The organism is Bradyrhizobium sp. USDA 4461, from assembly GCF_054055655.1.
The window spans coordinates 7594630-7621348 of sequence record NZ_JBSRXM010000001.1 but is presented as its reverse complement, the minus strand read 5'-3'; the positions used below and the strand labels follow the sequence as shown (position 1 = coordinate 7621348).

General features: G+C 66.6%; 27 protein-coding genes and 1 riboswitch. Of the genes, 18 read left to right on the top strand and 9 right to left on the bottom strand.

The genetic code is table 11. The features are described from left to right. The first annotated feature begins 221 nt into the window (after window positions 1-221). The 4 genes from chvE (at window position 222) to ACVINW_RS35855 (ending at window position 5004) form a co-directional block, all read left to right on the top strand. The gene (chvE, locus tag ACVINW_RS35870; RefSeq protein WP_456755652.1) at window positions 222-1289 is read left to right on the top strand and encodes a multiple monosaccharide ABC transporter substrate-binding protein; all 1068 of its coding nucleotides are present in this window, start codon (window positions 222-224) and stop codon (window positions 1287-1289) included. 62 nt (window positions 1290-1351) lie between these two features. Beyond that, window positions 1352-2926, top strand: coding sequence for a multiple monosaccharide ABC transporter ATP-binding protein (gene mmsA, locus ACVINW_RS35865; protein ID WP_456755651.1), 1575 nt, complete (start codon window positions 1352-1354; stop codon window positions 2924-2926). Continuing rightward, complete coding sequence (gene mmsB, locus ACVINW_RS35860) at window positions 2923-4113, top strand: multiple monosaccharide ABC transporter permease (RefSeq protein WP_456755650.1); 1191 nt, start codon at window positions 2923-2925, stop codon at window positions 4111-4113. The genes mmsA and mmsB overlap by 4 nt, the downstream gene beginning before the upstream one ends. A gap of 57 nt (window positions 4114-4170) precedes the next feature. Then, a complete protein-coding gene (locus ACVINW_RS35855) occupies window positions 4171-5004 on the top strand; it encodes an inositol monophosphatase family protein (RefSeq protein WP_456755649.1) in 834 nt (277 codons plus the stop codon). Between the two features lie 239 nt (window positions 5005-5243). Here the strand turns inward: ACVINW_RS35855 and ACVINW_RS35850 are convergent, their stop codons facing one another. The 6 genes from ACVINW_RS35850 to cobU all read right to left on the bottom strand — a co-directional run bounded on the left by ACVINW_RS35850 (window position 5244) and on the right by cobU (window position 9234). Further along, window positions 5244-6593: a glycosyltransferase family 87 protein gene (locus ACVINW_RS35850; protein ID WP_456755648.1), complete on the bottom strand. Its 1350-nt coding sequence runs from the start codon at window positions 6591-6593 to the stop codon at window positions 5244-5246. Window positions 6594-6794: 201 nt separating this feature from the next. Then, window positions 6795-7532: a CbtA family protein gene (locus tag ACVINW_RS35845; protein WP_456755647.1), complete on the bottom strand. Its 738-nt coding sequence runs from the start codon at window positions 7530-7532 to the stop codon at window positions 6795-6797. Window positions 7533-7541: 9 nt separating this feature from the next. Further along, entirely contained in the window at window positions 7542-7733 is a 192-nt protein-coding gene (locus ACVINW_RS35840) for a CbtB domain-containing protein (RefSeq protein ID WP_456755646.1), read from the bottom strand. Next, complete coding sequence (locus ACVINW_RS35835) at window positions 7730-8074, bottom strand: hypothetical protein (RefSeq protein ID WP_456755645.1); 345 nt, start codon at window positions 8072-8074, stop codon at window positions 7730-7732. Before ACVINW_RS35835 ends, ACVINW_RS35840 begins: the two co-directional genes overlap by 4 nt. Continuing rightward, entirely contained in the window at window positions 8052-8684 is a 633-nt protein-coding gene (bluB, locus tag ACVINW_RS35830; protein WP_456755644.1) for a 5,6-dimethylbenzimidazole synthase, read from the bottom strand. Before bluB ends, ACVINW_RS35835 begins: the two co-directional genes overlap by 23 nt. A 46-nt stretch (window positions 8685-8730) precedes the next feature. Then, window positions 8731-9234 (bottom strand): bifunctional adenosylcobinamide kinase/adenosylcobinamide-phosphate guanylyltransferase, encoded by a 504-nt coding sequence (gene cobU / locus ACVINW_RS35825; protein WP_456755643.1) that lies wholly within the window; start codon window positions 9232-9234, stop codon window positions 8731-8733. Window positions 9235-9377: 143 nt separating this feature from the next. Between cobU and cbiB the strand changes: the two genes are divergently transcribed. Further along, window positions 9378-10301 carry an adenosylcobinamide-phosphate synthase CbiB gene (gene cbiB / locus ACVINW_RS35820; RefSeq protein ID WP_456755642.1) on the top strand — a complete coding sequence of 308 codons (924 nt, stop codon included), beginning with the start codon at window positions 9378-9380 and terminating at the stop codon, window positions 10299-10301. Window positions 10302-10310: 9 nt separating this feature from the next. Then, on the top strand, window positions 10311-11276 hold the full coding sequence (cobD, locus tag ACVINW_RS35815) for a threonine-phosphate decarboxylase CobD (RefSeq protein ID WP_456755641.1): 966 nt from the start codon (window positions 10311-10313) through the stop codon (window positions 11274-11276). On the opposite strand, the gene ACVINW_RS35810 is transcribed toward cobD, so the two are convergent. Together ACVINW_RS35810 and cobO are read right to left on the bottom strand one after the other, a co-directional pair. Beyond that, window positions 11273-12721, bottom strand: coding sequence for a cobyric acid synthase (locus ACVINW_RS35810; RefSeq protein ID WP_456755640.1), 1449 nt, complete (start codon window positions 12719-12721; stop codon window positions 11273-11275). The two genes, cobD and ACVINW_RS35810, sit on opposite strands and share 4 nt — an antisense overlap. Before the next feature lie 11 nt (window positions 12722-12732). Then, window positions 12733-13386 carry a cob(I)yrinic acid a,c-diamide adenosyltransferase gene (gene cobO, locus ACVINW_RS35805; RefSeq protein WP_456755639.1) on the bottom strand — a complete coding sequence of 218 codons (654 nt, stop codon included), beginning with the start codon at window positions 13384-13386 and terminating at the stop codon, window positions 12733-12735. Window positions 13387-13422: 36 nt separating this feature from the next. Next, window positions 13423-13633: riboswitch (cobalamin riboswitch) on the top strand. A 92-nt stretch (window positions 13634-13725) separates the two neighbouring features. Here cobO and ACVINW_RS35800 point away from each other — a divergent pair. The 7 genes from ACVINW_RS35800 to cobJ are packed head-to-tail and all read left to right on the top strand — an operon-like array spanning window position 13726 to window position 21633. Continuing rightward, window positions 13726-14100, top strand: a complete 375-nt coding sequence (locus ACVINW_RS35800) for a DUF1636 family protein (RefSeq protein WP_456755638.1) — start codon at window positions 13726-13728, stop codon at window positions 14098-14100. Continuing rightward, window positions 14097-15131, top strand: coding sequence for a cobalamin biosynthesis protein CobW (gene cobW, locus ACVINW_RS35795; protein WP_456755637.1), 1035 nt, complete (start codon window positions 14097-14099; stop codon window positions 15129-15131). Before ACVINW_RS35800 ends, cobW begins: the two co-directional genes overlap by 4 nt. Then, window positions 15131-18379, top strand: a complete 3249-nt coding sequence (gene cobN / locus ACVINW_RS35790) for a cobaltochelatase subunit CobN (protein ID WP_456755636.1) — start codon at window positions 15131-15133, stop codon at window positions 18377-18379. Before cobW ends, cobN begins: the two co-directional genes overlap by 1 nt. Beyond that, window positions 18376-19539, top strand: a complete 1164-nt coding sequence (gene cobG, locus ACVINW_RS35785; RefSeq protein ID WP_456755635.1) for a precorrin-3B synthase — start codon at window positions 18376-18378, stop codon at window positions 19537-19539. Before cobN ends, cobG begins: the two co-directional genes overlap by 4 nt. Next, on the top strand, window positions 19539-20168 hold the full coding sequence (locus tag ACVINW_RS35780) for a precorrin-8X methylmutase (protein WP_456755634.1): 630 nt from the start codon (window positions 19539-19541) through the stop codon (window positions 20166-20168). Before cobG ends, ACVINW_RS35780 begins: the two co-directional genes overlap by 1 nt. Before the next feature lie 2 nt (window positions 20169-20170). Next, window positions 20171-20902: a precorrin-2 C(20)-methyltransferase gene (locus ACVINW_RS35775; RefSeq protein ID WP_456755633.1), complete on the top strand. Its 732-nt coding sequence runs from the start codon at window positions 20171-20173 to the stop codon at window positions 20900-20902. Then, the gene (gene cobJ, locus ACVINW_RS35770) at window positions 20899-21633 is read left to right on the top strand and encodes a precorrin-3B C(17)-methyltransferase (protein WP_456755632.1); all 735 of its coding nucleotides are present in this window, start codon (window positions 20899-20901) and stop codon (window positions 21631-21633) included. Before ACVINW_RS35775 ends, cobJ begins: the two co-directional genes overlap by 4 nt. On the opposite strand, the gene ACVINW_RS35765 is transcribed toward cobJ, so the two are convergent. Continuing rightward, window positions 21609-22358: a cobalt-precorrin-6A reductase gene (locus ACVINW_RS35765; RefSeq protein WP_456755631.1), complete on the bottom strand. Its 750-nt coding sequence runs from the start codon at window positions 22356-22358 to the stop codon at window positions 21609-21611. The genes cobJ and ACVINW_RS35765 overlap by 25 nt on opposite strands. Between ACVINW_RS35765 and cbiE the strand changes: the two genes are divergently transcribed. From cbiE to cobA, 5 genes are read left to right on the top strand one after another with little or no spacing between them, the layout of a single operon-like run. Then, entirely contained in the window at window positions 22357-23538 is a 1182-nt protein-coding gene (gene cbiE, locus ACVINW_RS35760; RefSeq protein WP_456755630.1) for a precorrin-6y C5,15-methyltransferase (decarboxylating) subunit CbiE, read from the top strand. The two genes, ACVINW_RS35765 and cbiE, sit on opposite strands and share 2 nt — an antisense overlap. Then, the gene (locus ACVINW_RS35755; protein ID WP_456756575.1) at window positions 23535-23903 is read left to right on the top strand and encodes a cobalamin biosynthesis protein; all 369 of its coding nucleotides are present in this window, start codon (window positions 23535-23537) and stop codon (window positions 23901-23903) included. The genes cbiE and ACVINW_RS35755 overlap by 4 nt, the downstream gene beginning before the upstream one ends. Then, window positions 23900-24685, top strand: a complete 786-nt coding sequence (gene cobM / locus ACVINW_RS35750; RefSeq protein ID WP_456755629.1) for a precorrin-4 C(11)-methyltransferase — start codon at window positions 23900-23902, stop codon at window positions 24683-24685. Before ACVINW_RS35755 ends, cobM begins: the two co-directional genes overlap by 4 nt. Further along, entirely contained in the window at window positions 24682-25992 is a 1311-nt protein-coding gene (locus ACVINW_RS35745) for a cobyrinate a,c-diamide synthase (RefSeq protein ID WP_456755628.1), read from the top strand. Before cobM ends, ACVINW_RS35745 begins: the two co-directional genes overlap by 4 nt. Further along, on the top strand, window positions 25989-26717 hold the full coding sequence (cobA, locus tag ACVINW_RS35740; RefSeq protein ID WP_456755627.1) for a uroporphyrinogen-III C-methyltransferase: 729 nt from the start codon (window positions 25989-25991) through the stop codon (window positions 26715-26717). The genes ACVINW_RS35745 and cobA overlap by 4 nt, the downstream gene beginning before the upstream one ends. Window positions 26718-26719: the final 2 nt, after the last annotated feature.

Below are 26719 nucleotides of genomic sequence, written 5' to 3'. Positions count from 1 at the left end.
CTCGCCGACGATGCCGGGAGACGCGGCTTATGATCCTCCGCTTCATTCCTGCGCCTCGTCCGTCCCACGACATGACTCGCGGGTGAAAAATTTCGGTCGGTGACGGTCCCTGCGCGATCCGAGATCGCGGTAGACCTGCGGCCAGCCTACCAATGATAGCCGTCGATTGACGCTGTCCACGGCAACGGTAAACCAACTCAAAAAAACCAAGGGAGTGAAGCATGTTCAAGTTGAAGACCACCTTGTTCGCGCTGGCGTTGGCAGGTCTCTCCGTGGCCGCATCGGACGCGTACGCCCAGAGCAAGGCCACCATCGGCATTGCGATGCCGACCAAATCCTCGGCGCGCTGGATCGACGACGGCAACAACATGGTCAGGGTGCTGAAGGAGCGCGGCTACGGCACCGATCTGCAATATGCCGAGGACGACATCCCGAACCAGCTTTCCCAGGTCGAGAACATGGTGACCAAGGGGGCCAAGGTGCTGGTCATTGCCGCGATCGACGGCACCACGCTGTCCGACGCGCTGAAGCAGGCCAAGGCTCAGGGCATCACGGTGATCGCCTATGACCGGTTGATCCGCGACACGCCCAATGTCGACTACTACGCGACCTTCGACAATTTCCAGGTCGGCGTGCTTCAGGCCAGCTCGATCGTGAATGCGCTCGGGCTGAAGGACGGCAAGGGTCCGTTCAATATCGAGCTGTTCGGCGGCTCGCCCGACGACAACAATGCCTATTTCTTCTACGATGGCGCGATGTCGGTGCTGAAGCCATACATCGACAGCGGCAAGCTCGTGGTCGGCAGCGGCCAGATGGGCATGAACAAGGTCGCCACCTTGCGCTGGGACGGCGCGACCGCGCAGGCGCGGATGGACAATCTGCTCAGCGCCTTTTACGGCAAGAAGCGCGTCGATGCGGTGCTCTCGCCCTATGACGGCCTGTCGATCGGCATCATATCCTCGCTGAAGAGCGTCGGCTACGGCAGCAAGGACCAACCGATGCCGGTCATCAGCGGTCAGGATGCGGAAGTGCCCTCGATCAAGGCGATGCTGCGCGGCGAGCAGTATTCGACCATCTTCAAGGATACCCGCGACCTCGCCAAGGTCACCGCCGACATGGTCGATGCCGTGCTGAGCAAGAAGGAGGTCAGCGTCAACGACACCAAGACCTACAACAACGGGGTCAAGGTGGTTCCGTCCTATCTGCTCAAGCCGGTCGTGGTGGACAAGACCAATTGGGAGAAAGTCCTGATTGACAGCGGCTACTATAAGCGCTCGCAATTCGACTAGAGCGGCCGGCGGAGCGGCGGCGAACCGCACCAAGGCCGATCGACGCTGCAGGACATGATCCGATGACGGCAATGCTTGAGATGCGCGGCGTCAGCAAGAGCTTTGCGGGCGTGCAGGCGCTGCGCGACGTCAGCTTCACCGTGGAAGCCGGCGAGATCCATGCCCTGGTCGGAGAGAACGGCGCCGGCAAGTCGACCTTGATGAAGGTGCTGAGCGGGGTCTATCCGGCCGGCAGCTACGACGGATCGATCGTGTTCGACGGCGAGGAACGGCGGTTCCGCGACATCAATGACAGCGAGGCGCTCGGGATCATCATCATCCATCAGGAGCTGGCGCTGATCCCGCTGATGTCGATCGCCGAGAACATCTTCCTGTCGCATCCGCCCTCGCGCTTCGGCGTCATCGACCGCCACGCGGTGCATCGGCGCACCGCCGAGTTGCTGGCGCAGGTCGGCTTGCGGGAGTCGCCGGATACGCTGATCACCGACCTCGGCGTCGGCAAGCAGCAACTGGTGGAGATCGCCAAGGCGCTGTCCAAGCGGGTGCGCCTTTTGATCCTCGACGAGCCGACCGCAAGTCTCAACGAAGCCGACAGCGCGGCCTTGCTCGATCGGCTCCTGACCTTCCGCGAGCAGGGCATCGCCTCGATCCTGATCTCGCACAAGCTGAACGAGGTTGCGCGGGTCGCCGACCGCATCACGGTGCTGCGCGACGGCCGCACCGTCGACAGCATCGACTGCCGCACCGAGCGGATCGAGGAGGACCGCATCATCCGCAGCATGGTCAACCGCGATCTCGCGCACCGCTTTCCGGATCGAAGCGCCGAGATCGGCGAGCCCGTGATGCGTGTGGAGAACTGGTCGGTGTATCATCCGCTGCATCCCGAGCGGCAGGTGATCAAGAATGTCGATTTCAAGCTGCGCCGTGGCGAGGTGGTCGGGATCGCCGGCCTGATGGGCGCCGGCCGCACCGAGTTCGCCATGAGCCTGTTCGGCCGCGCCTGGGGTACCAACGTCACCGGCAAGGTTCGCCTCGAGGGGCGTGAGGCCGATTTGTCCAGCGTGCCGGCCGCGATCGCTTCCGGACTTGCCTATGTGACCGAGGACCGCAAGCAGCTCGGGCTGATCCTTGCCGCCGACGTCCGCAAGAACGTCACGGTGGCGAGCCTCGGCAAGGTATCGGAGCGCGGCGTGATCGACGATGTGGTGGAGTTGAAGGCGGCGAGCGACTACCGCACCCGGATGCGGATACGCTGCTCCGACGTGTATCAGGCGACCGGCGATCTCTCCGGCGGCAACCAGCAGAAGGTGGTGCTGTCGAAATGGCTGATGACCGATCCCAAAGTGTTGCTGCTCGACGAGCCGACGCGCGGGATCGACGTCGGGGCGAAATACGAGATCTATTCGATCATCAACGAGCTTGCCGAGGCGGGCAGGGGCGTCGTGGTGATCTCGTCGGAGATGCCCGAGCTGCTCGGCATCTGCGACCGGATCTGCGTGATGAATGACGGCGCCTTCGTCGGCGAGTTCGCCAGGGGCGAGGCGACCCAGGAGAAGATCATGCGCGCCATCATGCGCAATGTCAGGATGTCCGGCGTCGATAACGACGTGGCGCGGTCCGGAGGAGCGGCACAATGACCGACAAGACGGTGTCACTTCCCGAGACCCCGAAGCATTCCGGCTTCATCAAGAACAATCTGCGCAGCTACGGCATGCTGCTGTCGCTGCTTGCGATCATGCTGTTCTTCGAGATCGTGACCGACGGCACGCTGCTGCAGCCGCTCAACCTCACCAATCTCGTGCTGCAGAACAGCTACATCGTCATCATGGCGCTCGGCATGCTGCTGGTGATCGTCACCGGGCATATCGACCTTTCAGTCGGCTCGGTCGCGGGCTTCGTCGGAGCGGTCGCGGCGGTGCTGATGGTGCATTACCATGTCGGCTACCCGATCGCGTTCGTCGCCTGCCTGCTGCTGGGCGCTGCGATCGGCGCGGCGCAGGGCTACTGGGTCGCGTATTTCAAGATTCCGTCCTTCATCGTGACGCTGGCAGGGATGCTGGTGTTCAAGGGCCTGGCGCTCGCGGTGCTGCAGGGCCAGTCGGTCGGACCGTTCCCGCCGACCTTCCAGAAGCTGTCGTCGGGGTTCATTCCCGAGCTGTTTCCCAGCGCCGGAACCTTGTACCCGACGTCGTTGCTGATCGGCGTCGCGCTGGCGTTCGTGCTGGTGCTGGCCAGCGCCAAGAGCCGGGCGCGCGAGCAGGCGCACGGCATCGAGGTCGAGCCCTATGCCTTCTTCATCGTCAAGAGCATCGCGCTGGCGGGTGCGGTGCTCTACTTCGCCTATCTGATCGCCTCGCATCGCGGCCTGCCCAACGTGCTGGTGATCATGACCGCGTTGATCGCGCTCTATGGTTTCGTGACCCGGCGCACCGTGGTCGGCAGGCAGATCTATGCGGTGGGCGGCAATGCCAAGGCGGCGAAGCTGTCCGGGGTCAAGACCGAGCGGCTGACCTTTCTCACCTTCGTCAACATGGGCGTGCTCGCCGCGCTCGCCGGCCTGGTGTTCGCAGCCCGGCTCAACACCGCGACGCCGAAAGCCGGCCTCGGCTTCGAGCTCGACGTGATTGCCGCCTGCTTCATCGGCGGCGCCTCGGCCTATGGGGGCGTCGGCCGGGTCGGCGGCGCGGTGGTCGGTGCCATGATCATGGGCGTGATGAACAACGGCATGTCGATCCTCGGCATCGGCATCGATTATCAGCAGGTGATCAAGGGCCTCGTGCTGCTCGGCGCCGTCTGCATCGATGTCTACAACCAGCGCCGCTGACTGCGACGTGGTCACATTTCTGCGGTAGAATGCCTGGGCAACGCAGGAGAATGCCGCGTGAAACTATCCCATGCCGATGTGCTGACCATCGGAAGCATCCTCACTGAGGTCGGCCGCAGCGAGATCATGCCGCGCTTTCGCCGCGTGCGGGAGATCGAGGTCCGCACCAAGACATCGGCGTTCGACGTCGTCACCGAGGCCGACGAGCTCGCCGAGCAGGCGATCTCGGCGGCGCTGCTGCGGGCGTTCCCGAATGCCGCCGTGATCGGCGAGGAGGGCACCGCGCGCGATCCGGCCGCACTCGATCAGGTCGGAACCGCGGAGCTCGCCTTCATCGTCGATCCGATCGATGGCACGCGGAATTTCACCTCGAGCCTGCCGCTGTTCGGCAGCATGGTGGCCGCCACCATGCGCGGCGAGATCGTGTTCGGTGCGATCCATGATCCAGTCAGCAACGACACCGCATTCGCGCTGCGTGGTGAGGGGGCGTGGCTCGAGCTGCCGGACGGCAAGCGGCATGATCTGAAGGTGGCCGCGGCGGTGCCGATCGATCAGATGGACGCGGTGGTCGGCGTCAACTTTCTGCCCGAGCCGCTGCGCGCGCTCGTCGCCGGCAATCTGTCCAAGCTCGGCGCCAGTGCCTGGCTCCGATGTGCCGCGCATGAGTATCGCATGGCTGCCTCGGGCCATTGCCATCTCTTGTTCTACAACAAGCTGATGCCGTGGGATCACGCCGCGGGCTGGCTGTTGCATCGCGAGGCCGGCGGCTACAGCGCGCATTTCGACGGATCGCCCTACAAGCCGGTCAATCTGACCGGCGGCTTGCTCTGCGCGCCGGATGAGGAGAGCTGGCATGCGGTCCGGCAGTCGATACTGACGCGCGGCGAGTAGAGGCGGAAGCTGCTTATTGATACCGTATGCTGGGAGATGCGTGACTCCTTCCACGGGTCGTCCCTGCGAAAGCAGGGACCCATACTCCGCGGCGGATGTTGTGAGAGGGACTCGTCGTTCCAGTCGCATGCAACGATGACCATCGGTGGTTATGGGTCCCTGCTTTCGCAGGGACGACGGCGGAATGTGTTGGGTAGTAAGCCGAAAAGCTTTGCTGCGGGGCTTGCGCCTCGAGCTACTCAGCAATTTGTGATATCGGCCGGCGCGTCACAAGAAGCGGGCAGATGCGCAATCCGTCGAGCGACAAGCGCAATGAGCGCGACGCAGGCGATCGGCGCTAGTTGCACGCCGTTGGCGCTCGCGGGCACCATGGCGAACGGCGTCACATAAAGCGCGGCGAGTACGATGCGCTCATAGGGCAGCCAGCCCTGCGCAAGCGCTTGCGAGATCAGCCATGCACCGGGGATCGCCAGCATCACCACCTCGTAGCTGCCCAGCGACGGCACGCACAGCGGCGTTACCGCCACCATCAGCGCGATCTCGGCCGCGCCGCTGCGGCGTTTCCGCAGCATCGCGATCAGAACGATCATCGCGATCGCGGCCGCGACCACCTGAACGACCCAGGCAACGTTGCTCGAGCCGCCGGCCAGCCTGATTGCTGCATAGGGGCTTGCGAATTTCTCGAAGCCGGGCTGGCCGCCGAGGCTCCAGGCGCCGGCTTCCGGCAGAACGTCAAAAAATTTGTACCACGGCTCGATCCCGAAGCTCGCGGTCGCCGCCAGCACGAGAACCAGCGTCGTTGCGGCCGCAGCACCGAGCGCGCGCCAGCGCCGCGTCAGGATCAGCACCAGCGGGGCAAGCAGGGCGACCTGCGGCTTGTAGGCAAAGCATCCGAGCAGGACGCCGGCGATCACCGGAGAGCGGTCCAGCGTCACTGCCGATCCGCCGAGTAGGGCGGCTGAGAACAGCGAGTTCTGTCCGAACAATGCGCACACCCATACGCCGGGAAAGGCGAGTGCGGGAACGATTGATCCGCCCTTGAGGATGGCTCTCACCGCCGCTGCATAGGCGGCGCCGGTCGCGACCACCCAGATGATTGCGGCCGTTGCAAACGGCACCAGCGCAAAGGGAAGCCAGAGCAGCAGCGAGGTTGGCGGATAGAAGAACGGAGCGTAGGTCTTGTGACCGAGCACGGCCGCGACGGCGGCGCGGCCAGCGTCACCATAGGCATCGCTGGCGTGGCCTTCACGCGCGAGCTTGGCCGCGGTCCAGAATGCCGCGAAGTCGGGGCCGACATCCATCGTCGGTGCAGCCCACGGGATGATCGCGATGCAGCCTGTGAACAGCAGGAGGAAGACGCGGGTGAAGGCGGTGACGCGATCGGCCGTCAGCCAGTCGGCGTCACGGAACGCGGCGAACAGCGCGCCGATCCGCGACGAGGATTGACTTGTCGAGGCACGGGATGCCTGGCCCAACGCGCCGTGCTCCGTCGCCGCGCCGCGAGCTGCGTCAGCCTGCGTTGCGAGATCAGCCGTCGCATGATCGGCAAAGGCCAGCCTGTGCCCCTCAAGGTTCGACTTTTGCGACATCGGCCGCTTCATTCCGATTGCGTCGTGCACGCATCAGATGTGGACCAAATCGTCTAAGGTTGCGTAAACCCGGCCGCTGCAATTGGGTGGGGCAGAGCGGGAACCCGGCGAGGGACGTTGCCCTTGTCCGGGCCGGGCATGGTAAAGAAATCCGCAACGCGCGGCCGGACAGACGGCGTCCGTCATCATCAAGCGATGAGGTCAGGCCTCCGCCGGCCGGTCGAAATAGGCGAATGCGGCGCTGGTCAGGCTGCCGAGCAGCGACCAGAACACCAGGCTGGTCAGCGTGACCGCGACCACGAACTGATGCGACAATGACGAGGGCACGTTGGTCTCGACATGCTCGAGCTCCGGCGCGCCGATCAGATGCGGCAGCATGATCAGGACCACGCCGGCGATCGCGGCAGGCGCCGAGCGCCGAAACACGATCAGCCCGAGGCCGGCCGAGGTCGCCAGCACCGCGATCGTCCACCAGATCTGGCGCGAGAGCAGCGGCGCGGCGGGGACGCCGGGTAATTCCGGCGGCAGCCCGAGGCCCGGGGCGATGGTGAACACGGCGAAGCCTGCAAGGCCCCACATCAGGCCCTCATGCCAGGAGATCGCCTCGCCGGTGGCGCCGCTGCGCACCGAAAAGAAGCCGCAGAGCAGCAGCGCAAAGCCGATCGCGGTCAGGATGTTCGCGCCTGCCGTATAGAGATTGCGCTCCAGGCCGTCCTTCGGCTCCCAGGCCTCCGCAGCATGCGCAGCGTCTGCATGATCGTGCACCAGGACGGCGTGCGGTGACGCGGCGGCTTCGTGCTTGTGCGCGGGCGCCTTCTCATAGACCTCGGCTCGGAGGATCAGGGGAACGGTGCCGAATTGCTGGACCGCCGTGACGATCAGGCCGACGATGAATCCGGCAATGACTGACGAGAAGACGATCGAGCGGAACGTGCTCATGCCGACGAGTCAGTGGCAGGGGAAGGCGTTGGAGTGGCGCACGTCGTGCGCGGCGTTGTGGATCACGTCGATATGCGAGAAGCCGACCACGCCGACGATGAACAGGCCGAGCGTCATCGCCATCAGGGACTGGGCAAGCCGGCCGACCTGTCCTGTGGCGACCGGCAGATGCTGGGCTTGCGCGGTCTGGGACTGGCTCATGATCGCTCTCCACGTTCGATTTGGTCGGCTTCTAGCAGCTTTCGGGCGATGTCGCGACTGGTAAGATGCAGATTTGTTCCAACAGGGATACGCTTGCGCAGGATTTTTGCGGCTGCCGCGGCCCTGAACGCATGTTCATAGCGCGCGAAATAGCCGAGGCAGGCGGGCGGCGTCGGGTCGGCGCCGAGCAGCGTCCGGAAGGCGCCGCGATGCACCGCGCAGATCGCGTTATGCTCCGGGAGGGGAAAAATTACGGAGGCGATGTCGATGCGCCAGTGAACGCCGCCGGTCGCGGTGCCGCTTCCGCCCGCAGATTGGTCAGCGCCGGATAGTGAATTCATCCGGACCTCGCCGCGATTCCCACTTGGCCTGCTCGAGTTCTGGACGGTTGCACTCGGCCTGGGGGTATCCGATGCAGAGATAGCCGATGAATTTCCAGGCGGCCGGAATCTCCAGGATCGCGTGAATGCGGGACGGATTGAGGATCGAGACCCAACCGAGCCCGATGCCTTCGGCGCGCGCGGCAAGCCACATCGAGCAGATCGCGGCCACCACGGAGTAGTCGGAGGTCTCCGGCATCGTCGCGCGCCCGAGGCCGGAGCCGATCTGATCGCTCTTCTCGGCGAACACGGCGAGGTGCCCGGGCGCCTCTTCGAGGCCCGATAATTTCAGGGCGGCATATTTCGTGGCGCGCTCGCCGGAATAGGACCGCAGCGCATCGGCGTTGCAGGCCTTGAAGTCGTCGATCACAGCGCGGCGCCGCGCCGTATCCTCGACAATGACGAACCGCCAGGGCTGGCTCAACCCGACCGACGGCGACAGGCAGGCGATCTCGATCAGCCGCTCGATCGTGCCATCCGGCAGCGGATCGGTGCGGAAGCGCCGCACGTCGCGCCGCCACACGAACAGCTCGTGCAGCTGGCGGCGAAACGTGTCGTCGAATGAGATCATTGTGGCGCCTTGGGCTGGTTCGATCTCGGAGTCCGTTCAAGCTTCATTACTTGAGCTTCATGGGCAGGCCCGCAACGACGAACTCGACCTCGTCGGCCGCAGCGGCGATGGTTTGATTCATCAAGCCGGCGGCATCGCGAAACATTCGCGCCAGTGCATTGTCGGGCACGATGCCGAGACCGACCTCGTTGGTGACGAAAATGACCGGGCTGTGCTGCCGCGGCAGCACTTCTGCCAGCCGCGCGACCTCGCGCGACCAATCGCGCTCTGCATGCAGCAAATTGGACAGCCACAGCGTCAGGCAATCGACCAGCCTTGCGCCGCCGCCATCGGTCGCGGCCAGTGCCTCCACGAGGTCGAGCGGCACCTCGCGCTCGATCCAGTCGTTGCCGCGCCGCGCGCGATGTTTTGATATCCGCTCCGCCATTTCGGCATCGAGCGCCTCGGCGGTGGCGATATAGACCGGCTGTCCCGGAAAGCTCTGCGCACGCAGCTCGGCGCGCCGGCTTTTCCCGGAGCGTGCTCCACCCGTGATCAGAATGACGGCCATATGATCTCCTGTTACGTCCGCTCTAACCACCAATCGCGGGGAAACACAAAGCCGAAATCTGCCTCGGAGGGCTTGCACTCGGCCGATGCCTTGCGCATCAGGGGATCGCGGCAAGGAGAAGGCGCGTGTTTTTTGCGGGAGCGATGGCGGTGGCGATGGCTGTGGATGCCTTGATCGGCTGGCCGTCCGCGTTGTTTGCCCGTATCGGGCATCCCGCGACCTGGCTCGGCCGGCTGATCAATCTTCTCGACCGCAGCTGGAACCGGGACGCTGACGCGCCTGCGCTTCGGCGCGGGGCGGGCATTGCGGCTGCCATCCTGGTGATCGCAGCGGCGACGGCAATCGGTTGGGCGGTTCAGTCCATGCTCGCATCTGGCTGGGTGCGCGTTGTTCTTGTGGGTGTTCTGGCGTGGCCGCTGGTGGCGTTGCGCTCGCTGCATGACCACATCGCTGCGGTGGCCAGTCCGCTCGCCTCCGGCGACGTTGCGGCCGCACGTCTGGCGGTCGCGCAGATCGTCGGCCGCGATCCGGCAACGCTCGACGACGCTGGCATCGCGCGCGCGACCATCGAGAGCCTCGCCGAGAATGCCTCCGACGGCATCGTGGCGCCGGTGTTTTGGGGCGCGCTGTTCGGCCTGCCGGGAATTTTGGGCTACAAGGCGATCAACACGCTGGACTCCATGATCGGGCATCGCAGCGAGCGGCACGAGGCCTTCGGCTGGGCCGCCGCCCGGATCGACGATCTCGCCAATCTCATACCGGCACGGTTGAGCGGCCTCTTGTTCGTGCTGCTCGCCCCGAACCGTTCGTGGGCATGGACATGCATGCTGCGCGATGCGCGCCGCCATCGCTCGCCGAATGCCGGTTGGCCGGAAGCGGCGATGGCCGGCGCGCTCGGCGTGCGGCTCAGCGGCCCCCGGATCTATCACGGTCACGTCGCGGATGAGCCGTGGCTGAATGAGGGGGCGCGTGATCCGCTTGCCGTCGACATCTTCGCGGGGCTGCAGCTTTATCGTCATGCCATGATGCTGCTGGCCGGGGTGTTCGTCGCCCTGGCGTTGCTGTAAGAGCGGCACATGCAAGAGCACGGCGGAAATCTCGACGTCGCCCGGCAACGCTTCGGCGGCGCTGCGGAAGAATGGATCGACCTGTCGACCGGGATCAATCGGGTGCCTTATCCCTTGGTCGATGTGGAGCCGCGGCAATGGAGCGCGTTGCCGTCGCGATCCGAGATTGAATCGCTGCACGCCGCCGCGCGTCATGCCTATGGGACAGAGGCGCCGATCGTGGCGATGGGCGGTGCGCAGGCCGCCATTCAGTTGTTGCCCCATCTGGCGCCGCGCGGACGCGCGCGCATCCTGGCGCCGACCTATAATGAATATGCCGCGGTGTTGTCGGCGGCAGGTTGGGATGTCGCCGAGGTGTCCGATCTCGCCGCGCTCGCGGGCGCCGATCTTGCCGTCGTCGTCAATCCGAACAATCCCGATGGACGGCAGCATGACCGGCGCGAACTGCTCGCGCTGCTGCCGCGCGTCGGCCGGCTCGTGATCGACGAGAGTTTTGCGGATGCCGTGCCCGACCTGTCGCTTGCACCGGAAGCGGGACGAGCAGGCCTCCTGATCCTGCGCTCATTCGGCAAGTTCTACGGGCTCGCCGGCCTGCGGCTCGGCTTCGCCGTTGGCGGCGAGGCTGTCATCACCGCGCTTGCCGCGATGGTGGGCCCATGGCCGGTTTCGGGCGCCGCAATTGCGATCGGACGGCGCGCCTTGCTCGATCAGGACTGGGCCAAGGCCACCGCTGCACGTCTGGCGGATGACTGCGTCAGGCTCGATACAGAAACGCAAGTGCAGGGCTGGAAGCTGGTCGGCGGCACGCCGCTGTTTCGCCTCTACGACGTCGGCGATGCGCTGGCTGCGCAGGCGAAGTTGGCCCGTGCGCAAATCTGGTCGCGCGTCTTCCAGCAGAAGCCGGGCTGGCTGCGCTTGGGCCTGCCGGGCAGCGAGGCTGAATGGTCACGTCTTTCCGCTGCGCTGTCGGTTTAGCGCGCCAGCGCCAGCAGGCCTTCGACATCGAGATGGGTCTCGATGTGTTCGGCCAGCGCGTCGAGCGCGCTCTCGACCCTGGCGCCATAGGGCTGATCAGCGGCGGGGATGTCGAGCCGTGCGAGGAAGGCCTTGCGGAAATCGTCCGAGGTGAACAGGCCGTGTAGATAGCTGCCGTGAACGCGCCCGTCGGCGGACACCGCGCCTTCAGCCATGCTGTCGAGCAATGAAAATGGCCGTGCGCGATCTGGCCCGTCGGTGCGCCCGATATGGATTTCGTAGGCGCTGATCGGCTGATCGGTCGCGGCATGCACCGCGCTGACGCGAGTCAGCGTCTTCTGCTCGGTCATGGTGGTCGCAACATCGAGCAGTCCGAGGCCGCGCGTTTCGCCGGCAGGACCCTCGATCCCCTCGGGGTCGGCGACGCTCTGTCCGAGCATTTGGTACCCGCCGCACAGACCCAGCACATGGCCGCCGCGGCGATGATGCGCCAGCAGATCGATGTCCCAGCCTTGCGCGCGCAGGAAGGCAAGGTCGCCGCGGGTCGATTTCGAGCCGGGCAGGATGACGAGCCGCGCATCACCGGGGATGGCTTCGCCCGGACGGACCATCACGAGATCGACGCCGGGCTCGAGCTTGAGCGGATCGAGATCGTCGAAATTGGCGATCCGCGACAGCGCAAGGAAGGCGACCTTGCACTGGCCGGGCTTGCGCGCCTCGCCGAGCCCGACCGCATCTTCGGCAGGTAACTCGCCGGCACGAGCGAACCACGGCAGCACGCCAAAGCCGCGCCAGGCGGTGCGGGCTTCGATCAGGCGGTAGCCGTCATCGAACAGCGAGAGATCACCTCGGAATTTGTTGACGACAAAACCCTGGATCATCGCGGCATCGTCGGGATCGATCACCGTCCTGATGCCGACGAGCTGCGCGATCACGCCGCCGCGGTCGATGTCGCCGACCAGCACCACCGGGACGTCGGCCCGGCGCGCAAAGCCCATATTGGCGATGTCGGACTTGCGCAGGTTAACCTCGGCCGGGCTGCCGGCGCCTTCGACCAGCACGAGGTCAGCGCGATCCTTCAACCGCTCAAAGCTCTCCAGCACTGCGCCCATCAGCGACGGCTTCATGGCGGCATAGTCCCGCGCGCGGGCGGTCGCGATCCGCTTGCCGTGCACGATGATCTGGGCGCCGACATCGGTTTCCGGCTTCAGCAGCACCGGGTTCATATCGGTGTGCGGCTCGACGCCAGCGGCGAGCGCCTGCAAGGCCTGCGCGCGTCCGATCTCGCCGCCGTCGATGGTCACGGCCGCGTTGTTCGACATGTTCTGCGGCTTGAACGGCAGCACGCGGAGGCCGCGTCGCGTGGCGGCGCGCGCGAGGCCGGCGACGATGAGCGACTTGCCCACGTCCGAGCCCGCTCCCTGGATCATCAACGCGCGCGCCATGGTGCTGTCCGTCAGAACTCGACGCCCGGCTGCGCCTTGATGCCGGAGCGGAACGGATGCTTCACCAGCGTCATCTCGGTGACGAGATCGGCGATCTCGATCAATTCGTCCTTGGCGTTGCGTCCGGTGAGCACGACATGCGTCATCGGCGGCTTCGACGTCGTGAGGAATTCGACGACATCGGCGATTGCGAGATAGTCGTAGCGCAACGCGATGTTGATCTCGTCGAGCACCACCATGCGCAGGCTCGGGTCGGCGATCAGCTGCTTGGCCTTTTCCCAGCCCGCTTGGGCGGCTGCAATGTCTCGGGCGCGATCCTGCGTTTCCCAGGTAAAACCTTCGCCCATCGCGTGGAATTGACAGAGGTCGCCGAAATGCCCGGTGAGCAGGCGGCGTTCGCCGGTATCCCAGGCGCCCTTGATGAATTGCACCACGGCGCAGGGAAAGCCGTGCGCGACGCAGCGCACGATCATGCCGAAGGCCGAGGACGATTTTCCCTTGCCGGCGCCGGTATGAACGATGATCAGGCCCTTTTCGCCGCTCTTGGTCGCCATGATCTTGTCGCGGGCGACCTTCTTTTTCGCCATCTTGGTCGCGTGGCGCGCGTCCAGCGACGCCTCGCTGCTGACGATCTCGTCTTCGGCCCCGTTTCCTTCAGACGTCATGGCGTTCCTTCGGCTTGACAAGTTCGAGCCGCGGACGAATGGTGGGCCCGCGTTGGTTCCTGTCCTATGACAGGCGAAGAGGGAATGCGATAGGGCTCAAGTCGGGCCTGAAAAGCAGCCGCCCCCGCGACCGTGACCGGAGAGATGCCCAAAGCCACTGATTCCCCAAAGGGATCGGGAAGGCGGGGATCGAAGGGAGAAATCCTGCTCCGCAAGCCGGGAGACCTGCCAGCGCAGCAGTTGTGAGACCGGCGGACGGGGTGTTCCGCGACGGGGAACGAACCTGTTCGCATCGGTTCGTGTGCCTCATCGCTTCCCGTTGTCAATCCAGGAAGGGCGATGAGCGTTACACTTCATGTCTGTATCACCTGCCGCGCCGGCCAGACGCTGGGCGAAGGTGAGGCCGCGCCCGGTGCGCGCCTGCATGCCGCGCTCGTCGAGGCCGGCGTGCCCGATGATATCAATCTGGTTCCGGTCGAGTGCCTGTCGGCCTGCAGCCAGGGCTGCTCGGTCGCGCTCAGCGCGCCGGGGCGATGGTCCTATGTCTACGGCCGCTTATCCGAAGCCAATGCCAGGGATGTGATCGCCGGCGCGTCCGCCTATGCGGCGGCGCCCGACGGCATCGTGCCGTGGCGCAGCCGTCCCGAAATCTTCCGCAAGCAATCGCTCGCCCGCATTCCACCTCTTCCCGTCGTGCCGGAGGCCGCCGAATGACTACCCTCGCCAAGGTTCCGGTCACCGTCGTGACCGGCTTTCTCGGATCCGGCAAGACGACGCTGATCCAGCACCTGATCCGCAACGCCAACGGCAAGAAGCTCGCGGTGCTGGTCAACGAATTCGGCAGCGAAGGTGTCGATGGCGACATCCTGAAATCCTGCGCCGATGCCAATTGCCCGAGCGAGAACATCGTCGAGCTCGCCAATGGCTGCATCTGCTGCACCGTCGCCGACGATTTCATCCCGGCGATGGAGCAGTTGTTGGCGCGACCGGTGAAGCCCGATCACATTGTGATCGAGACATCGGGCCTCGCTTTGCCGAAGCCGTTGGTCAAGGCGTTCGACTGGCCGGAGATCCGTTCGCGGATCACGGTCGACGGCGTGATCGCGCTGGCCGATGCCGAGGCCGTCGCCGCCGGCCGCTTTGCGCCTGACGTGGCCGCGGTCGACGCGCAACGCGCGGCCGATGAGAATCTCGATCACGAGACGCCGCTGTCGGAGGTGTTCGAGGACCAGATCGCCTGTGCCGATGTCGTGCTGCTGACCAAGGCCGATCTCGCCGGGGCGGAGGGGATCAAGGCGGCGAAAGAAGTGATCGCGGCCGAGATGCCGCGCGAGGTGCCGATGCTGCCGATCGTCGACGGTGCCATCGATGCCCGCGTGATCCTGGGCCTTGAGGCGGCGGCGGAGGATGACCTCGCGTCACGGCCCTCGCATCACGACGGCGAGGAGGAGCACGAGCACGACGATTTCAATTCGGTGGTGATCGATCTTCCGGAGGTTACGGATATCGATGCGTTGGTGGCCTCGATCAAGGGGTTGGCGCGCGAGCAGAACGTGCTGCGCGCCAAAGGCTATATCGCGGTCGAAGGCAAGCCGATGCGGTTGCTGGTGCAATCGGTCGGCGAGCGGGTGCGGCATCAGTTCGACATGCCTTGGGGCATGCGCCCGCGGCAGTCGAAGCTGGTCGTGATCGGCGAACACGGCGATATCGATGAATCCGCGATCAGGGCGCGGCTTGGTGTCTGATGCATGTCGTCTTCCGCGAGAGCCGCGGCCTTGAAGAGACCGCAACGCCAAGGGACCTCGGCCAGGATCCGGCCGATCTCGTGGTGTTGTCGTTTTCCGACAGCGATCTCGCTGCGTTCGCGGCCGGTTGGCGTCGCGGCCGCGCCGCGCTGCCGCCGCTGCGGCTCGCCAATCTCGCGGAGCTGCGCCATCCGCTGTCGGTCGACACCTATATCGAGCGGACGCTGTCGCACGCGCGCGGCATCCTGATCCGGCTGATCGGCGGCGAGCCCTATTGGTCATACGGGCTGGCCGCGGTGCACCGTCTGGCAAAGGAACGCGGCATCGCTTTGGTGGTGCTGCCGGCGGACGGACGCGACGATCTGCGACTTGATGAATTTTCGACCTTGCCGGTCTCGACACTGCGTCGCCTGAAAGCGCTGTGCGACAAGGGCGGGCCGGTTGCCGCACAGGCCGTGATCGCGCAACTGGCGCTGGCGTCCGGGCTCTATGCCGGACCTGTTGTCGGTGAGATCGATCTTCCAGAGATCGGCGTCTACGATTCCGGGCGCGGTGCGGTCGCGGCGCTGCCGGCGTCGGATGGCCGGCCGCTCGTGCTGGTGACCTTCTATCGTTCGTATCTGGCGGCCGGCGACACGGCGCCGGTCGATGCACTGATCGATGCATTGCGGGCAAAGGGATTCGATGCCCACGGCGTCTTCGTCACGTCGCTGAAGGCGGCTGGCGTCGCCGATTGGCTGCGCGCGCAGTTCGCGCGATCCACGCCGGCCGCCATTGTCAACGCAACCGCGTTCTCCGCGGCTGGCGATGACGGCACGAGCCCGTTCGACGCCGTAGCGTGTCCGGTGTTCCAGGTCGCCCTATCCACGGCGCGGCGCGAGGATTGGACGGAGTCGCTGCGTGGCCTTTCGCCCGGCGATTTGGCGATGCATGTCGTGCTGCCGGAGGTCGACGGCCGCCTGTTTGCCGGCGTCGTGAGCTTCAAGTCGCCGGGCGAGCGCGATCCTGAGCTGCAGTTCGCGCATCTGGCACATCGGCCGGATGCCGAGCGCGTCGCAGCTGTTGTCGCGCGCGTCGCAGCCTGGCATCGGCTTGCGAGCAAGCCGGCGCAAGACAAGACGCTCGCGCTCGTGCTCTCGAACTACCCGGGCCGTCCGCATCAGATCGCGCATGCCGTGGGCCTCGATGCGCTTGCTTCGGTCGAGACATTGCTGGCCGATCTCGCGGCCGCGGGATTTGATCTTGCGCCGGTGGAGTCGCTGGGCGAGGTGCTGCTCCGCTCGAAACTAACATGGGGCGTCGCCGACTATCGCGCGGCGATCTCCAGCCTCCCGCAGCAGCTGCAGGACGATCTCGCGCGCGCATGGGGCGCGCCGGAGGATGATCCGGATTGCCGAGACGGCGCCTTTCATTTCGCCGCGATCGAATGCGGGAAGTCGGTCATTGTGGTTCAGCCGGAGCGCGGTGAGGTTGGCCAGCGCGACGCCGATTATCACGATCTCTCGCGCACGCCGCGCCATGCCTATGTCGCGTTTTATCTGTGGCTACGGCAGCAGGGCATCGATGCCGTGGTCCATATGGGCGCGCATGGTACGCTGGAATGGCTGCCCGGCAAATCGGTTGCGCTGTCGTCCGTGTGCTGGCCGGAGGCGCTGATCGGCGATCTGCCCGTCGTCTATCCCTTCATCGTCAACGATCCCGGCGAGGCGGCGCAGGCCAAGTGCCGGATCGGTGCGGTGACGATCGGTCATCTGCCGCCGCCGCTGGCGCAGGCCGCGGTCCCGGAAGGCTTGCGTAAGCTCGAGCGCCTGCTCGATGAATATTCGACCGCCGATGGCCTCGATCCGGCGCGGCGGCAGCGCCTGATTGCAGCGATCCGCGAGGAGACGCGGATCGCAGGTCTGGAGGACGATCTCGGTCTCGCGGCGTCGGTCTCGGCCGCCGAGGCGATTCCGCAGATTGATCGTTTCGTCTGCGATCTCAAGGAAAGCCAATTTGGCGACGGCCTGCATGTGTTCGGGCAGGGCGCTTGCGCCGACGCGGAGAAGGCCGCGTTGCGCGCGGCGCTTGCGGGTCGGCGTGTCGCGCCGGGACCGTCGGGATCGCCCTATCGCGGGCGCAGCGACGTGCTGCCGACCGGGCGCAATCTGTTTGCGGTCGATCCGCGCGCGGTGCCGACGCCGTCGGCGCATGCGCAGGGCGTGAAACTCGCCGAGGAGCTGCTGCGTCGTCATTTGCAGGATCACGGCGATTGGCCGAAAGGACTGGTCGTCGATCTCTGGGGCTCGTCGACGATGCGCACCGCCGGCGAGGACTTTGCGATGGCCTTGCATCTCGCCGGCATCGCGCCGCGCTGGGATCACGGGTCGGGCCGGGTGGTCGGCTACGACATCATTCCGCCGGCGGAGCTTGGCCGTCCCCGCATCGACGTCACGCTGCGCGTGTCGGGCTTGTTCCGCGACGTCTTTTCCGGGCTGGCCCAATTGTTCGAAGCGGCGAGCGAGGCGTTGTCCGAGCGCAACGATGAGGGCGACGAGAATCCTTACCGGCAGCGCATCTCGCGCGTGTTCGGCCCACGCCCCGGACACTATGGGGCCGGCATTGCGCCGATCCCTGATATTTTCACGCAGGAAGCGCGCGAGGCGGCCGGCGAAGCCTGGCTGTCGGCATCCTCCTGGGCGCTCGGGGCCGACGGCGAGATGCGGCCTGATCGTGCCGGCATCGAAGCCAGGCTCGCTGCTGCCGACAGTTTTGTTCATACCCAGGATTTGCCGGAGACCGATTTGCTGCTGGCCGCGGACTACGCCGCGCATGAGGCCGGCATCGCCGCCGCGGCCCGGCGGCTCGGCGCAACGGCCCCGTCGCTCTATCATCTCGATGCAACACGGCCGGATCAGCCGCATGCCCGCTCACTGACCGAGGAGATCTCGCGGGTGGTGCGCTCGCGCGCCGCCAATCCGGCATGGATCGCCGGCATGATGCGCCATGGCTTCCGTGGTGCTGCCGAGATATCAGCGACGCTTGAGCACATGGCGGCGTTCGCGCATCTTGCCGGCGCGGTGCCGCCGCATCTGTTCGATCTTTATTACGATGCGACGCTCGGCAATGACGAGGTTCGCACGTTCATGGCGCGGGAGAATCCGGCGGCGCTGGCAGCGATCGAGACCTGCTTCACCCGCTTGCGTGACGCCTCGCTGTGGCAGACGCGGCGGAACTCGATCGCGGCGGCGTTGCAGGAGGCCTCATGAGCGCGATCGCGGTCAAGGGCTGGTGCCCCGGCGCGCTGCGGCCGATGCAGTCGGGAGATGGCCTCGTGCTGCGCATTCGCCCGCGCGGGGGAAGGCTGGAGGCCGCACAGGCTGCGGGTGTTGCAGAGTTGGCGGGGCAATACGGCAACGGCCTGATCGACCTGACTAGCCGTGCCAATCTGCAGATCCGCGGCGTTAGCGATGCAGGCTATCCGCCCTTGATCGATGGGCTCGCCGGGCTCGACTTGCTGGACCCGGACTCGGGCACCGAGGCCCAGCGCAACGTGCTGGTGACGCCGTTCTGGGCGACCGATGACGAGACGCCCTTGCTTGCTGCCGAGCTTGAGCGCGCACTTGCCAGTGCTTCGCTCGATCTTCCCACCAAGTTCGGCTTCGCGATCGATGATGGCCGCGAGCGCGTGCTTGCCCGCGCGTCGGCGGATATCAGGATCGAGCGCGATCGCAACGGGGGACTGCTGGTGCGCGCCGATGGCGCGCAATTCGGGCTTTCAGTGACGCGGAGCGAGGCCGTGCAAGTGGCACTGGCGCTGGCTGAATGGTTCGTCGCCTCCGGCGGCGCTCAGGGCGAGAAACGACGGATGGCGGCTCATCTGGCCAGTGGCGTCAGGTTGCCCGGCTCCCTTCGTGGCGATGCCGAGCCCGTGGCCCGGTCGCCAGAGCCTGCGCCGGGCCTCTATCCGACTGGTGCGATGGTCGGCATTGCCTTCGGGCAAATGCCGCACCAGACGCTCGGCGATCTCGCCGCCTGCGGGCGGGCCCTTCGCATGACGCCGTGGCGGATGCTGCTGGCGGAGGGGATGCGCGAGATACCCCATCGGGTCGACCTCGTCACTGAGGCCGATGATCCGGCGCTGCGCGTGATCGCGTGCAGCGGCGCACCGCGCTGCGCCGAGGCGCATGCCGATACGCGGACGCTGGCGTCGGTGCTCGCGCGGCATATCCCGGCAGAATTCCGGCTCCACGTCTCCGGTTGCGTCAAAGGCTGTGCCCATTCAGGTTCTGCCGACGTCACCCTCGTCGCGTCGCGCGACGGCTTCGATCTCGTTCGATGCGGCACGACGCGGGATGCGCCGGTCCTGCGCGGGCTGACCAGCGCCGCCATCATCGCCAATCCCTCCGTGCTGATGGGAGGCGATTGATGCCGCACATTTATGAGACCGACGGCGCGGCGATCTATCGGCAGTCCTTTGCCACGATCCGGTCCGAAGCCGACCTTGCGCGCTTCACGCCCGACGAGGAGCCGGTGGTCGTGCGCATGATTCATGCCGCAGGCATGGTGGGCCTGGAGACGTATGTCCGCTTCACGCCCGGAATGGCCGCGCGCGCCCGCGCCGCCTTGCAGGCGGGCGCGCCGATCCTCTGCGACGCGCGCATGGTGTCGGAGGGGATCACGCGCGCACGGCTGCCGGCCGGCAACGCCGTGATCTGCACGCTCGGTGATCCCAGAATTGCCGCGCTCGCGCAGTCGATGCGCAACACGCGCTCCGCTGCTGCGCTCGAACTGTGGCGGCCGCTTCTCGGCGGCGCCATCGTCGCGATCGGCAACGCGCCGACTGCGCTGTTTCATCTGCTCAACATGCTGGAGGACGCCGATTGCCCACGGCCGGCGGCGATCATCGGCTGTCCGGTCGGCTTTGTCGGCGCGGCCGAGTCCAAGGCGGCATTGATGGCTGGGCCGCCCGTGCCGGCGCTGACCGTCGAGGGACGGCTCGGCGGGTCGGCGATCACGGTTGCCGCGGTCAATGCGCTGGCGAGCCGGAGCGAATGACGATGGGACGCATCATCTGCTGCGGGCTCGGCCCCGGCGATCCGGACCTGATGAGCGTGCGCGCCGACCGCACGGTGCGTGCCGCGAAGCATGTCGCCTACTTCCGCAAGAAGGGACAGGTGGGGCAGGCGCGGCGCATCGTCGAAGGCATGCTCGCCGCTAGCGTCAACGAATATCCGATGGAGTATCCCGTCACCACGGAGATCGCGTTCGACAGTCCGGATTATGCGCGGCTGCTCGCCGATTTCTATGACGCATGGGCCGAACGGCTGGCGCGGCTCGCGCGTGAGAGCGATGTCATCGTGCTTTGCGAGGGCGATCCCTATTTCTACGGCTCGTTCATGCACCTGCATGCGCGCCTGCAGGGGCGCGTCGAAATCGAGGTGATCGCCGGCATTCCCGGCATGGTCGGCTGCTGGAATGCGGTCGGCCGACCGATCGCGCTCGCCGACGATGTGACCACGGTCCTGATGGGCACGCTGCCGGAGGCCGAGCTTGCGCAGCGGATGCGGAGCTCCGACGCGCTGGTCGTGATGAAGACCGGCCGCAATCTTCCGAAGATCCGCCGCGCGCTCGCCTCCGCGGGCCGTCTCGACGATGCGTGGCTGGTCGAGCGCGGCACCATGCCGGATCAGCGCGTCGCGCGGCTCGCTGAGATCGGCGAGGCCGACGCTCCGTACTTTGCGATCGTGCTGGTGCACGGGCAGGGGCAGCGCAGGGAGGCGGCGCCATGACCGGCACGCTGACCATCGCTGGATTGGGGCCGGGCGACGAGGCGCTGATCACGCCGGAAGTCACGGCTGCGCTCGCGGCGGCGACCGACATCGTCGGCTATGCGCCGTACGTGACGCGCGTGCCGCCGCGCGCCGGGCTCACGCTGCATCCTTCGGACAATCGCGTCGAGTTGCAGCGCGCCGGCGAGGCGCTGCGGCTGGCGTCCGAGGGGCGCCACGTCGTCGTGGTGTCCTCCGGCGATCCCGGTGTGTTCGCGATGGCATCGGCCGTGTTTGAAGCGCTGGAGGATGCGCCGCAGTGGCACGACGCCGCGATTCGCGTTCTCCCCGGCGTGACCGCGATGCTGGCGGCGGCGGCGAGCGCCGGCGCGCCGCTCGGCCATGATTTCTGCGCAATCAATCTCTCCGACAATCTCAAGCCATGGCCGCTGATCGAGAAGCGGTTGCGGCTCGCCGCTGAAGCCGACTTCGCGATCGCGATGTACAATCCGCGTTCGGCCAGCCGCCCTGATGGCTTTGCGCGGACGCTCGAGATTTTGAAAGAGGCGGGGTGCGGCGAGCGCATCGTGATTTTCGCTCGCGCCGTCAGCACGCCCGAGCAACGGATCGAGACGGTCGAGCTGCGCGACGCCGGGCCCGAGATGGCCGATATGCGGACGCTCGTGATTGTCGGCAATTCGGCGACGCGGCGGGTCGGCCGCTGGGTCTATGCGCCGAGGCAGGTCCGATGACCAAGCCACTCCATCACGTCACCGACACGCTCAACCCGCGGCCGGTCCGGCAGATGCGGCCGCGTGATCATGATGACGGGAAGGTCAAGCGCGCGGGCGGCGTCGATCTTGGCGCGTGCGCCGGTTCCGCCGGAGTTGCGGGCAACGATCCACGCGATGCGACGCTCGCGCATCATCTCGAGTTCGTTCTCGAGCGTGAATGGTCCACGCGAGACGATGATCTCTGCATCGGGCAATGGCAGCGTTTCCCCCGGCGGATCGACAAATCGCAGCGTATAGGCATGCTGCGGTTTCGCGCTGAATGGCGCGATGTGCTGACGGCCGATCGCGAGGAACACGTTGGTGTGGCTCTCGGGCAACGCCGCGACCGCGGCTGCGATGTCGGCGACCTCGATCCAGCGATCGCCGGAAGTTCTCACCCATGGCGCGCGTTCGAGCGCGAGCAACGGTGTTCCGGTTTGCGCGCAGGCGGCGATCGCATTGCGGGTCATTTCGGCCGCGAACGGATGCGTCGCGTCGATCACATGCGTGATGGCTTCGCGATCCAGATAATCGGCAAGACCGTTGACGCCGCCGAAGCCGCCGATCCGCGTCGGCAGCGGCTGTTCGGCAGGAGCCGCGGTACGGCCGCCGTAGGAATAGATCGCCTCGATGCCGGCGCGGGCAATCGCTGCGGCAAGCAAATTGGCATCGGCCGTTCCGCCCAGGATCAGGGCGCGCATCATGAGTAATCCCTGGTTGACCATCATCGGTATCGGCGAAGATGGCCTTGCCGGGCTCTCCGATGCAAGCCGAAAGGCGCTTGGTGAAGCGGAGGTGGTGTTCGGCGGCGAACGGCATCTCGCGCTGGCCGTCATTACCGATCGCGGGCTTACCTGGCCGGTGCCGTTCGATGCGGACATCGTGCTGGAATGCCGCGGCCGTCCGACGGCCGTGCTCGCCTCGGGCGATCCGTTCTGGCATGGCGCGGGCGGAAGCCTCGTCGAGAAGCTGCAACCCGGCGAATGGATCGCACACTCCGCGCCGTCCACATTCTCGCTCGCGGCCGCGCGCTTGGGCTGGCGGCTTGAGAATGTCGTCTGCCTCGGCCTTCATGCCGCACCGTTCGAGCGGTTGTTGCCGCATCTGGCGCGCGACGCACGGATCATCTGCCTGCTGCGGGACGGCAAGGCGGCCTCCGATCTGGCGGGCTGGCTCACCGAACGTGGCTGGGGACCGTCGGCGATGTCGATACTTTCCGCGCTAGGCGGACCGCGCGAATCTATCACGCGGCATCGCGCGGACCGTTTTTCAGGCGATACGGGCGACGACCTGGTCGCGGTTGCGCTGGAGGCGAAGGGAGGCCAGGGGATCGCACGCAGCTCGGGTCTTCCCGATGCGCTCTTTGTTCATGACGGGCAGTTGACCAAGCGGCCGGTGCGTGCGCTCGCGTTGTCGGCGCTTGCGCCGCGGCCTGGAGAGCGGCTGTGGGACGTCGGCGCCGGCTCGGGCTCGATCTCGATCGAGTGGACGCTGTGCGGCGGAACGGCGATCGCGGTCGAAGCCCGCGGCGAACGCGCCGCCAATATCCGCAGCAATGCGGCGAGTTTCGGCCTGGCGCATCGGATCACCGTGATCGAAGGCGAGGCGCCGGGCATTCTGTCAGACCTTGCGGCGCCGGATGCCGTGTTCATCGGCGGCGGCCTCAATGCTGCGATGTTCGATGCGATCTGGCTGCGCATCGCGCCGGGAACGCGGCTGGTGGCGCATGCGGTGACGCTGGAGACCGAGGCGCTGCTGTCCGATCTGCACCAGCGCCATGGCGGCGAGCTGATGCGCCTCGAGATCGCCCAGGCCGAGCCGTTGGGGCGATATCGTTCCTGGAAGGCGGCGCGGCCGATCGTGCAATGGAGCGCTATCCGATGAAGGTCGCGGGCCTGGGATTCACCAGCAGTGCCAGCGTCGCGTCGCTGCGCGACGCACTCGATGCCGCCGGCGGTGCCGAAGGCCTCGCGGCAGTCGCGACGGTGAGTGACAAGGCGGGTGCAGTGGTATTGAAGGCGTTTGCACGCGAGCTGGGTTTGCCGATCTGCGGCATTCCCGCCGAGCTATTGGCTGACGTGAAGACCACGACGCAATCCGAGTTGATCAGAGCCAGGTTCGGAACGGGCTCGGTGGCCGAAGCCGTAGCGCTCGCGGCCGCCGGGCGTGATGCGCGCCTGATCGCGGTCCGGGCGACGTCGCAGGATCGGATGGCCACTGCCGCGATCGCGGAAGGAGACGATGAATGACGGTGCATTTCATCGGCGCCGGGCCTGGCGCTGCCGATCTGTTGACCTTGCGCGGCCGCGACCTGATCGCCTCGTGCCCGGTCTGTCTCTATGCTGGATCGCTGGTGCCCGCGGGTGTTCTGGCGCATTGCCCGAAGGATGCGCGGATCGTCAACACCGCGCCGCTGTCGCTTGACGAGATCATCGCCGAGATCGCGGCGGCGCATGCCGAGGGCAAGGATGTCGCGCGGCTGCATTCGGGCGACCTCTCGATCTGGTCGGCAATGGGCGAGCAGCTGCGCCGGTTGCGCGCGCTGAACATTCCCTATTCGGTGACACCGGGCGTGCCGGCGTTCTCGGCGGCCGCGGCGGCCTTGGAGTCGGAGCTCACGCTGCCCGGCCTGGCGCAATCGGTGGTGCTGACGCGCACGCCGGGTCGGGCGAGCGCGATGCCGGACGGCGAGACGCTCGCAGCGTTTGCCGCGACCGGCGCGGTGCTCGCGATTCACCTGTCGATCCATCTGCTCGACAAGGTCATCGCCGAGCTGACGCCGCATTATGGCGCGGATTGCCCGGTGGCGATCGTCTGGCGCGCGAGCTGGCCGGATCAGCGCATCGTGCGGGCCACGCTGGCGACGCTCGAGGCCGCGGTTGGTCCTGAGCTCGAACGCACCGCGCTGATCCTGGTCGGCAGGACGCTGGGCGCCGGCGATTTCGCCGAAAGCCGTCTCTATGCGGCCGATTATGACCGCCGCTACCGTCCGGTGGGAGAGACGCCGCGCTTTCCGGAAACATCGCGGTGACCGCGGGGCTCGTGATCTCGGCACCGGCATCGGGAGTCGGCAAGACGACGTTGACGCTGGCGTTGGCGCGTGCCTGTCGCAATCGTGGCCTGACGGTGCAATGCCTCAAGAGCGGGCCGGATTACATCGATCCGGCCTTTCATGCGGTGGCGACCGGACGTGCGTCGGTCAACATCGATAGCTGGGCGATGGCCTCAGATGCGATCGCGCATCTGGCGAGCCGCGGTGCCGACGCCGACCTCGTGCTGGCCGAGGGCTCGATGGGATTGTTCGACGGCGTCGCGACGCGTGGCCTGTCCGGCACCGGCGCCACAGCCGACATTGCCGAGATGATGGGATGGCCGGTGCTGCTGGCGATCGATCCTTCTGGCCAGGCGCAGACGGCGGCAGCGGTCGCGGCGGGATTGCGCGATTTTCGCGCCGGCGTCCGGCTGGCCGGCGTCGTCCTTAATCGTGTCGCCAGTCCCCGGCACGAAGCCCTGGTACGCAGCGCCATGGACCATGCGGGCATTCCGGTGCTGGGTGCACTGCCGCGCCATGCCGAGATCGCCCTGCCAAAGCGGCATCTCGGCCTGGTGCAGGCCGAGGAGCAGGCCGAGATCGACGGCTTGATCGATGAAGCCGCACGCTTTATCGCCGAGCACGTCGATCTTGATGCCGTGCTGAAATCAGCCCAGCCCTGGTCGCCGCAATCGGCCACGCGCAGCCTGGATTTCACGCCGCCCGGCCAGCGCATCGCGCTCGCGCGGGACGCCGCCTTCTCGTTCATCTATCCGCACATGCTGGAAGCCTGGCGCGCGGCCGGTGCAGAGATCGTGACGTTCTCGCCGCTCGCCGACGAAGGGCCCGACGCGAATGCTGACGTCTGCTGGCTGCCTGGCGGCTATCCTGAACTGCATGCCGGCCAGCTCGCCGCCAGCAGGCGTTTCCTCGGTGGCTTGCGCTCCTTCGCCGAGACCAGGGCGGTACATGGCGAGTGCGGCGGCTACATGGTACTGGGCACAGCGTTGACCGACGCCGACGGCGCACGCCACCAGATGGCGGGGCTGCTCGGCCTCGAGACCAGCTATGCCAAGCGGCGCATGCATCTGGGTTACCGGCTTGCCGAGCTCGTTTCGCCGATGCCCGGCCAAAGCCCCGGTGCGCGCCTGCGCGGCCACGAGTTTCATTACTCGACGATCATCGCGCAGCCGGACACGCCGCTCGCGGTGGTGCGCGATGCGGCCGGCGCGATCGTTGCGGAGACCGGATCGCGGCGCGGCAATGCAACCGGGACATTCTTCCATCTGATTGCGGAGGACCGATGAGCGGCTTGGTCTCCTTCGTCTCGGCCGGTCCCGGCGATCCCGAACTCCTGACGTTGAAAGGCGCCGCGCGGCTGCGCGCGGCCGACGTGGTGCTCTACGACGACCTCGCATCGGGCGCGATCCTCGATCTCGCGCGCCCCGGCGCCAATCTCGTCGCGGTCGGCAAGCGCGCCGGGCGGCTGTCGACACGGCAGCATCATGTCAGCCGTCTGCTGGTCGATTATGCGGCGACCGGTGTGCGGGTGGTGCGGCTGAAGTCCGGCGACGCCGGCATTTTCGGACGGCTCGAGGAGGAGATCGGCGCGCTGCGCGCGGCCGGCATCGGCTACGAGATCATTCCCGGCGTGACCTCGGCCTCGGTTGCCGCAGCCCAGGCCGGCATTCCGCTGACGCGACGGCTGACCTCGCGCCGGGTGCAGTTCGTCACCGGCGCCGACGTCACCGGCGGGTTGCCGGCGGATCTGAATTGGGCGGCGCTGGCCGATCCGGAAGCGACCACGGTCGTCTATATGGGGCGGCGCACCTTCCCGGCGCTGGCCGCGCAGTTGATTGCGCACGGACTTTCCCCCGACACGCCCGCGCTGCTGGCGGAGTCGCTTGGCCATGCCGACGAGCGGCTTCATCGCAGCACGATCGCAGAGCTGGCCGAACAGCTCACGCATGCCGATATTGCCACGGCGGCTGCGATCATCCTGTTCGGCGCGCTGGCGCCGGAAGACAAGTGACG

Excerpts from the sequence above, each read along its gene's own strand:
- ACVINW_RS35765 (WP_456755631.1), bottom strand. The coding sequence starts at position 22,358 with ATGATGCGCGCCCTGATCCTGGGCGGAACGGCCGATGCCAATTTGCTT.
- ACVINW_RS35810 (WP_456755640.1), bottom strand. The coding sequence starts at position 12,721 with ATGGCGCGCGCGTTGATGATCCAGGGAGCGGGCTCGGACGTGGGCAAG.
- ACVINW_RS35835 (WP_456755645.1), bottom strand. The coding sequence starts at position 8,074 with ATGAATTCACTATCCGGCGCTGACCAATCTGCGGGCGGAAGCGGCACC.
- cobW (WP_456755637.1), top strand. The coding sequence starts at position 14,097 with ATGACTACCCTCGCCAAGGTTCCGGTCACCGTCGTGACCGGCTTTCTC.
- cbiB (WP_456755642.1), top strand. The coding sequence starts at position 9,378 with ATGGCGGTGGCGATGGCTGTGGATGCCTTGATCGGCTGGCCGTCCGCG.
- cbiE (WP_456755630.1), top strand. The coding sequence starts at position 22,357 with ATGAGTAATCCCTGGTTGACCATCATCGGTATCGGCGAAGATGGCCTT.
- ACVINW_RS35780 (WP_456755634.1), top strand. The coding sequence starts at position 19,539 with ATGCCGCACATTTATGAGACCGACGGCGCGGCGATCTATCGGCAGTCC.
- cobJ (WP_456755632.1), top strand. The coding sequence starts at position 20,899 with ATGACCGGCACGCTGACCATCGCTGGATTGGGGCCGGGCGACGAGGCG.
- bluB (WP_456755644.1), bottom strand. The coding sequence starts at position 8,684 with ATGATCTCATTCGACGACACGTTTCGCCGCCAGCTGCACGAGCTGTTC.
- ACVINW_RS35755 (WP_456756575.1), top strand. The coding sequence starts at position 23,535 with ATGAAGGTCGCGGGCCTGGGATTCACCAGCAGTGCCAGCGTCGCGTCG.
- ACVINW_RS35800 (WP_456755638.1), top strand. The coding sequence starts at position 13,726 with ATGAGCGTTACACTTCATGTCTGTATCACCTGCCGCGCCGGCCAGACG.
- cobO (WP_456755639.1), bottom strand. The coding sequence starts at position 13,386 with ATGACGTCTGAAGGAAACGGGGCCGAAGACGAGATCGTCAGCAGCGAG.
- ACVINW_RS35850 (WP_456755648.1), bottom strand. The coding sequence starts at position 6,593 with ATGTCGCAAAAGTCGAACCTTGAGGGGCACAGGCTGGCCTTTGCCGAT.
- mmsA (WP_456755651.1), top strand. The coding sequence starts at position 1,352 with ATGACGGCAATGCTTGAGATGCGCGGCGTCAGCAAGAGCTTTGCGGGC.
- ACVINW_RS35775 (WP_456755633.1), top strand. The coding sequence starts at position 20,171 with ATGGGACGCATCATCTGCTGCGGGCTCGGCCCCGGCGATCCGGACCTG.
- chvE (WP_456755652.1), top strand. The coding sequence starts at position 222 with ATGTTCAAGTTGAAGACCACCTTGTTCGCGCTGGCGTTGGCAGGTCTC.
- cobN (WP_456755636.1), top strand. The coding sequence starts at position 15,131 with ATGCATGTCGTCTTCCGCGAGAGCCGCGGCCTTGAAGAGACCGCAACG.
- ACVINW_RS35845 (WP_456755647.1), bottom strand. The coding sequence starts at position 7,532 with ATGAGCACGTTCCGCTCGATCGTCTTCTCGTCAGTCATTGCCGGATTC.
- cobG (WP_456755635.1), top strand. The coding sequence starts at position 18,376 with ATGAGCGCGATCGCGGTCAAGGGCTGGTGCCCCGGCGCGCTGCGGCCG.
- cobD (WP_456755641.1), top strand. The coding sequence starts at position 10,311 with ATGCAAGAGCACGGCGGAAATCTCGACGTCGCCCGGCAACGCTTCGGC.
- mmsB (WP_456755650.1), top strand. The coding sequence starts at position 2,923 with ATGACCGACAAGACGGTGTCACTTCCCGAGACCCCGAAGCATTCCGGC.
- cobU (WP_456755643.1), bottom strand. The coding sequence starts at position 9,234 with ATGGCCGTCATTCTGATCACGGGTGGAGCACGCTCCGGGAAAAGCCGG.
- cobA (WP_456755627.1), top strand. The coding sequence starts at position 25,989 with ATGAGCGGCTTGGTCTCCTTCGTCTCGGCCGGTCCCGGCGATCCCGAA.
- cobM (WP_456755629.1), top strand. The coding sequence starts at position 23,900 with ATGACGGTGCATTTCATCGGCGCCGGGCCTGGCGCTGCCGATCTGTTG.
- ACVINW_RS35840 (WP_456755646.1), bottom strand. The coding sequence starts at position 7,733 with ATGAGCCAGTCCCAGACCGCGCAAGCCCAGCATCTGCCGGTCGCCACA.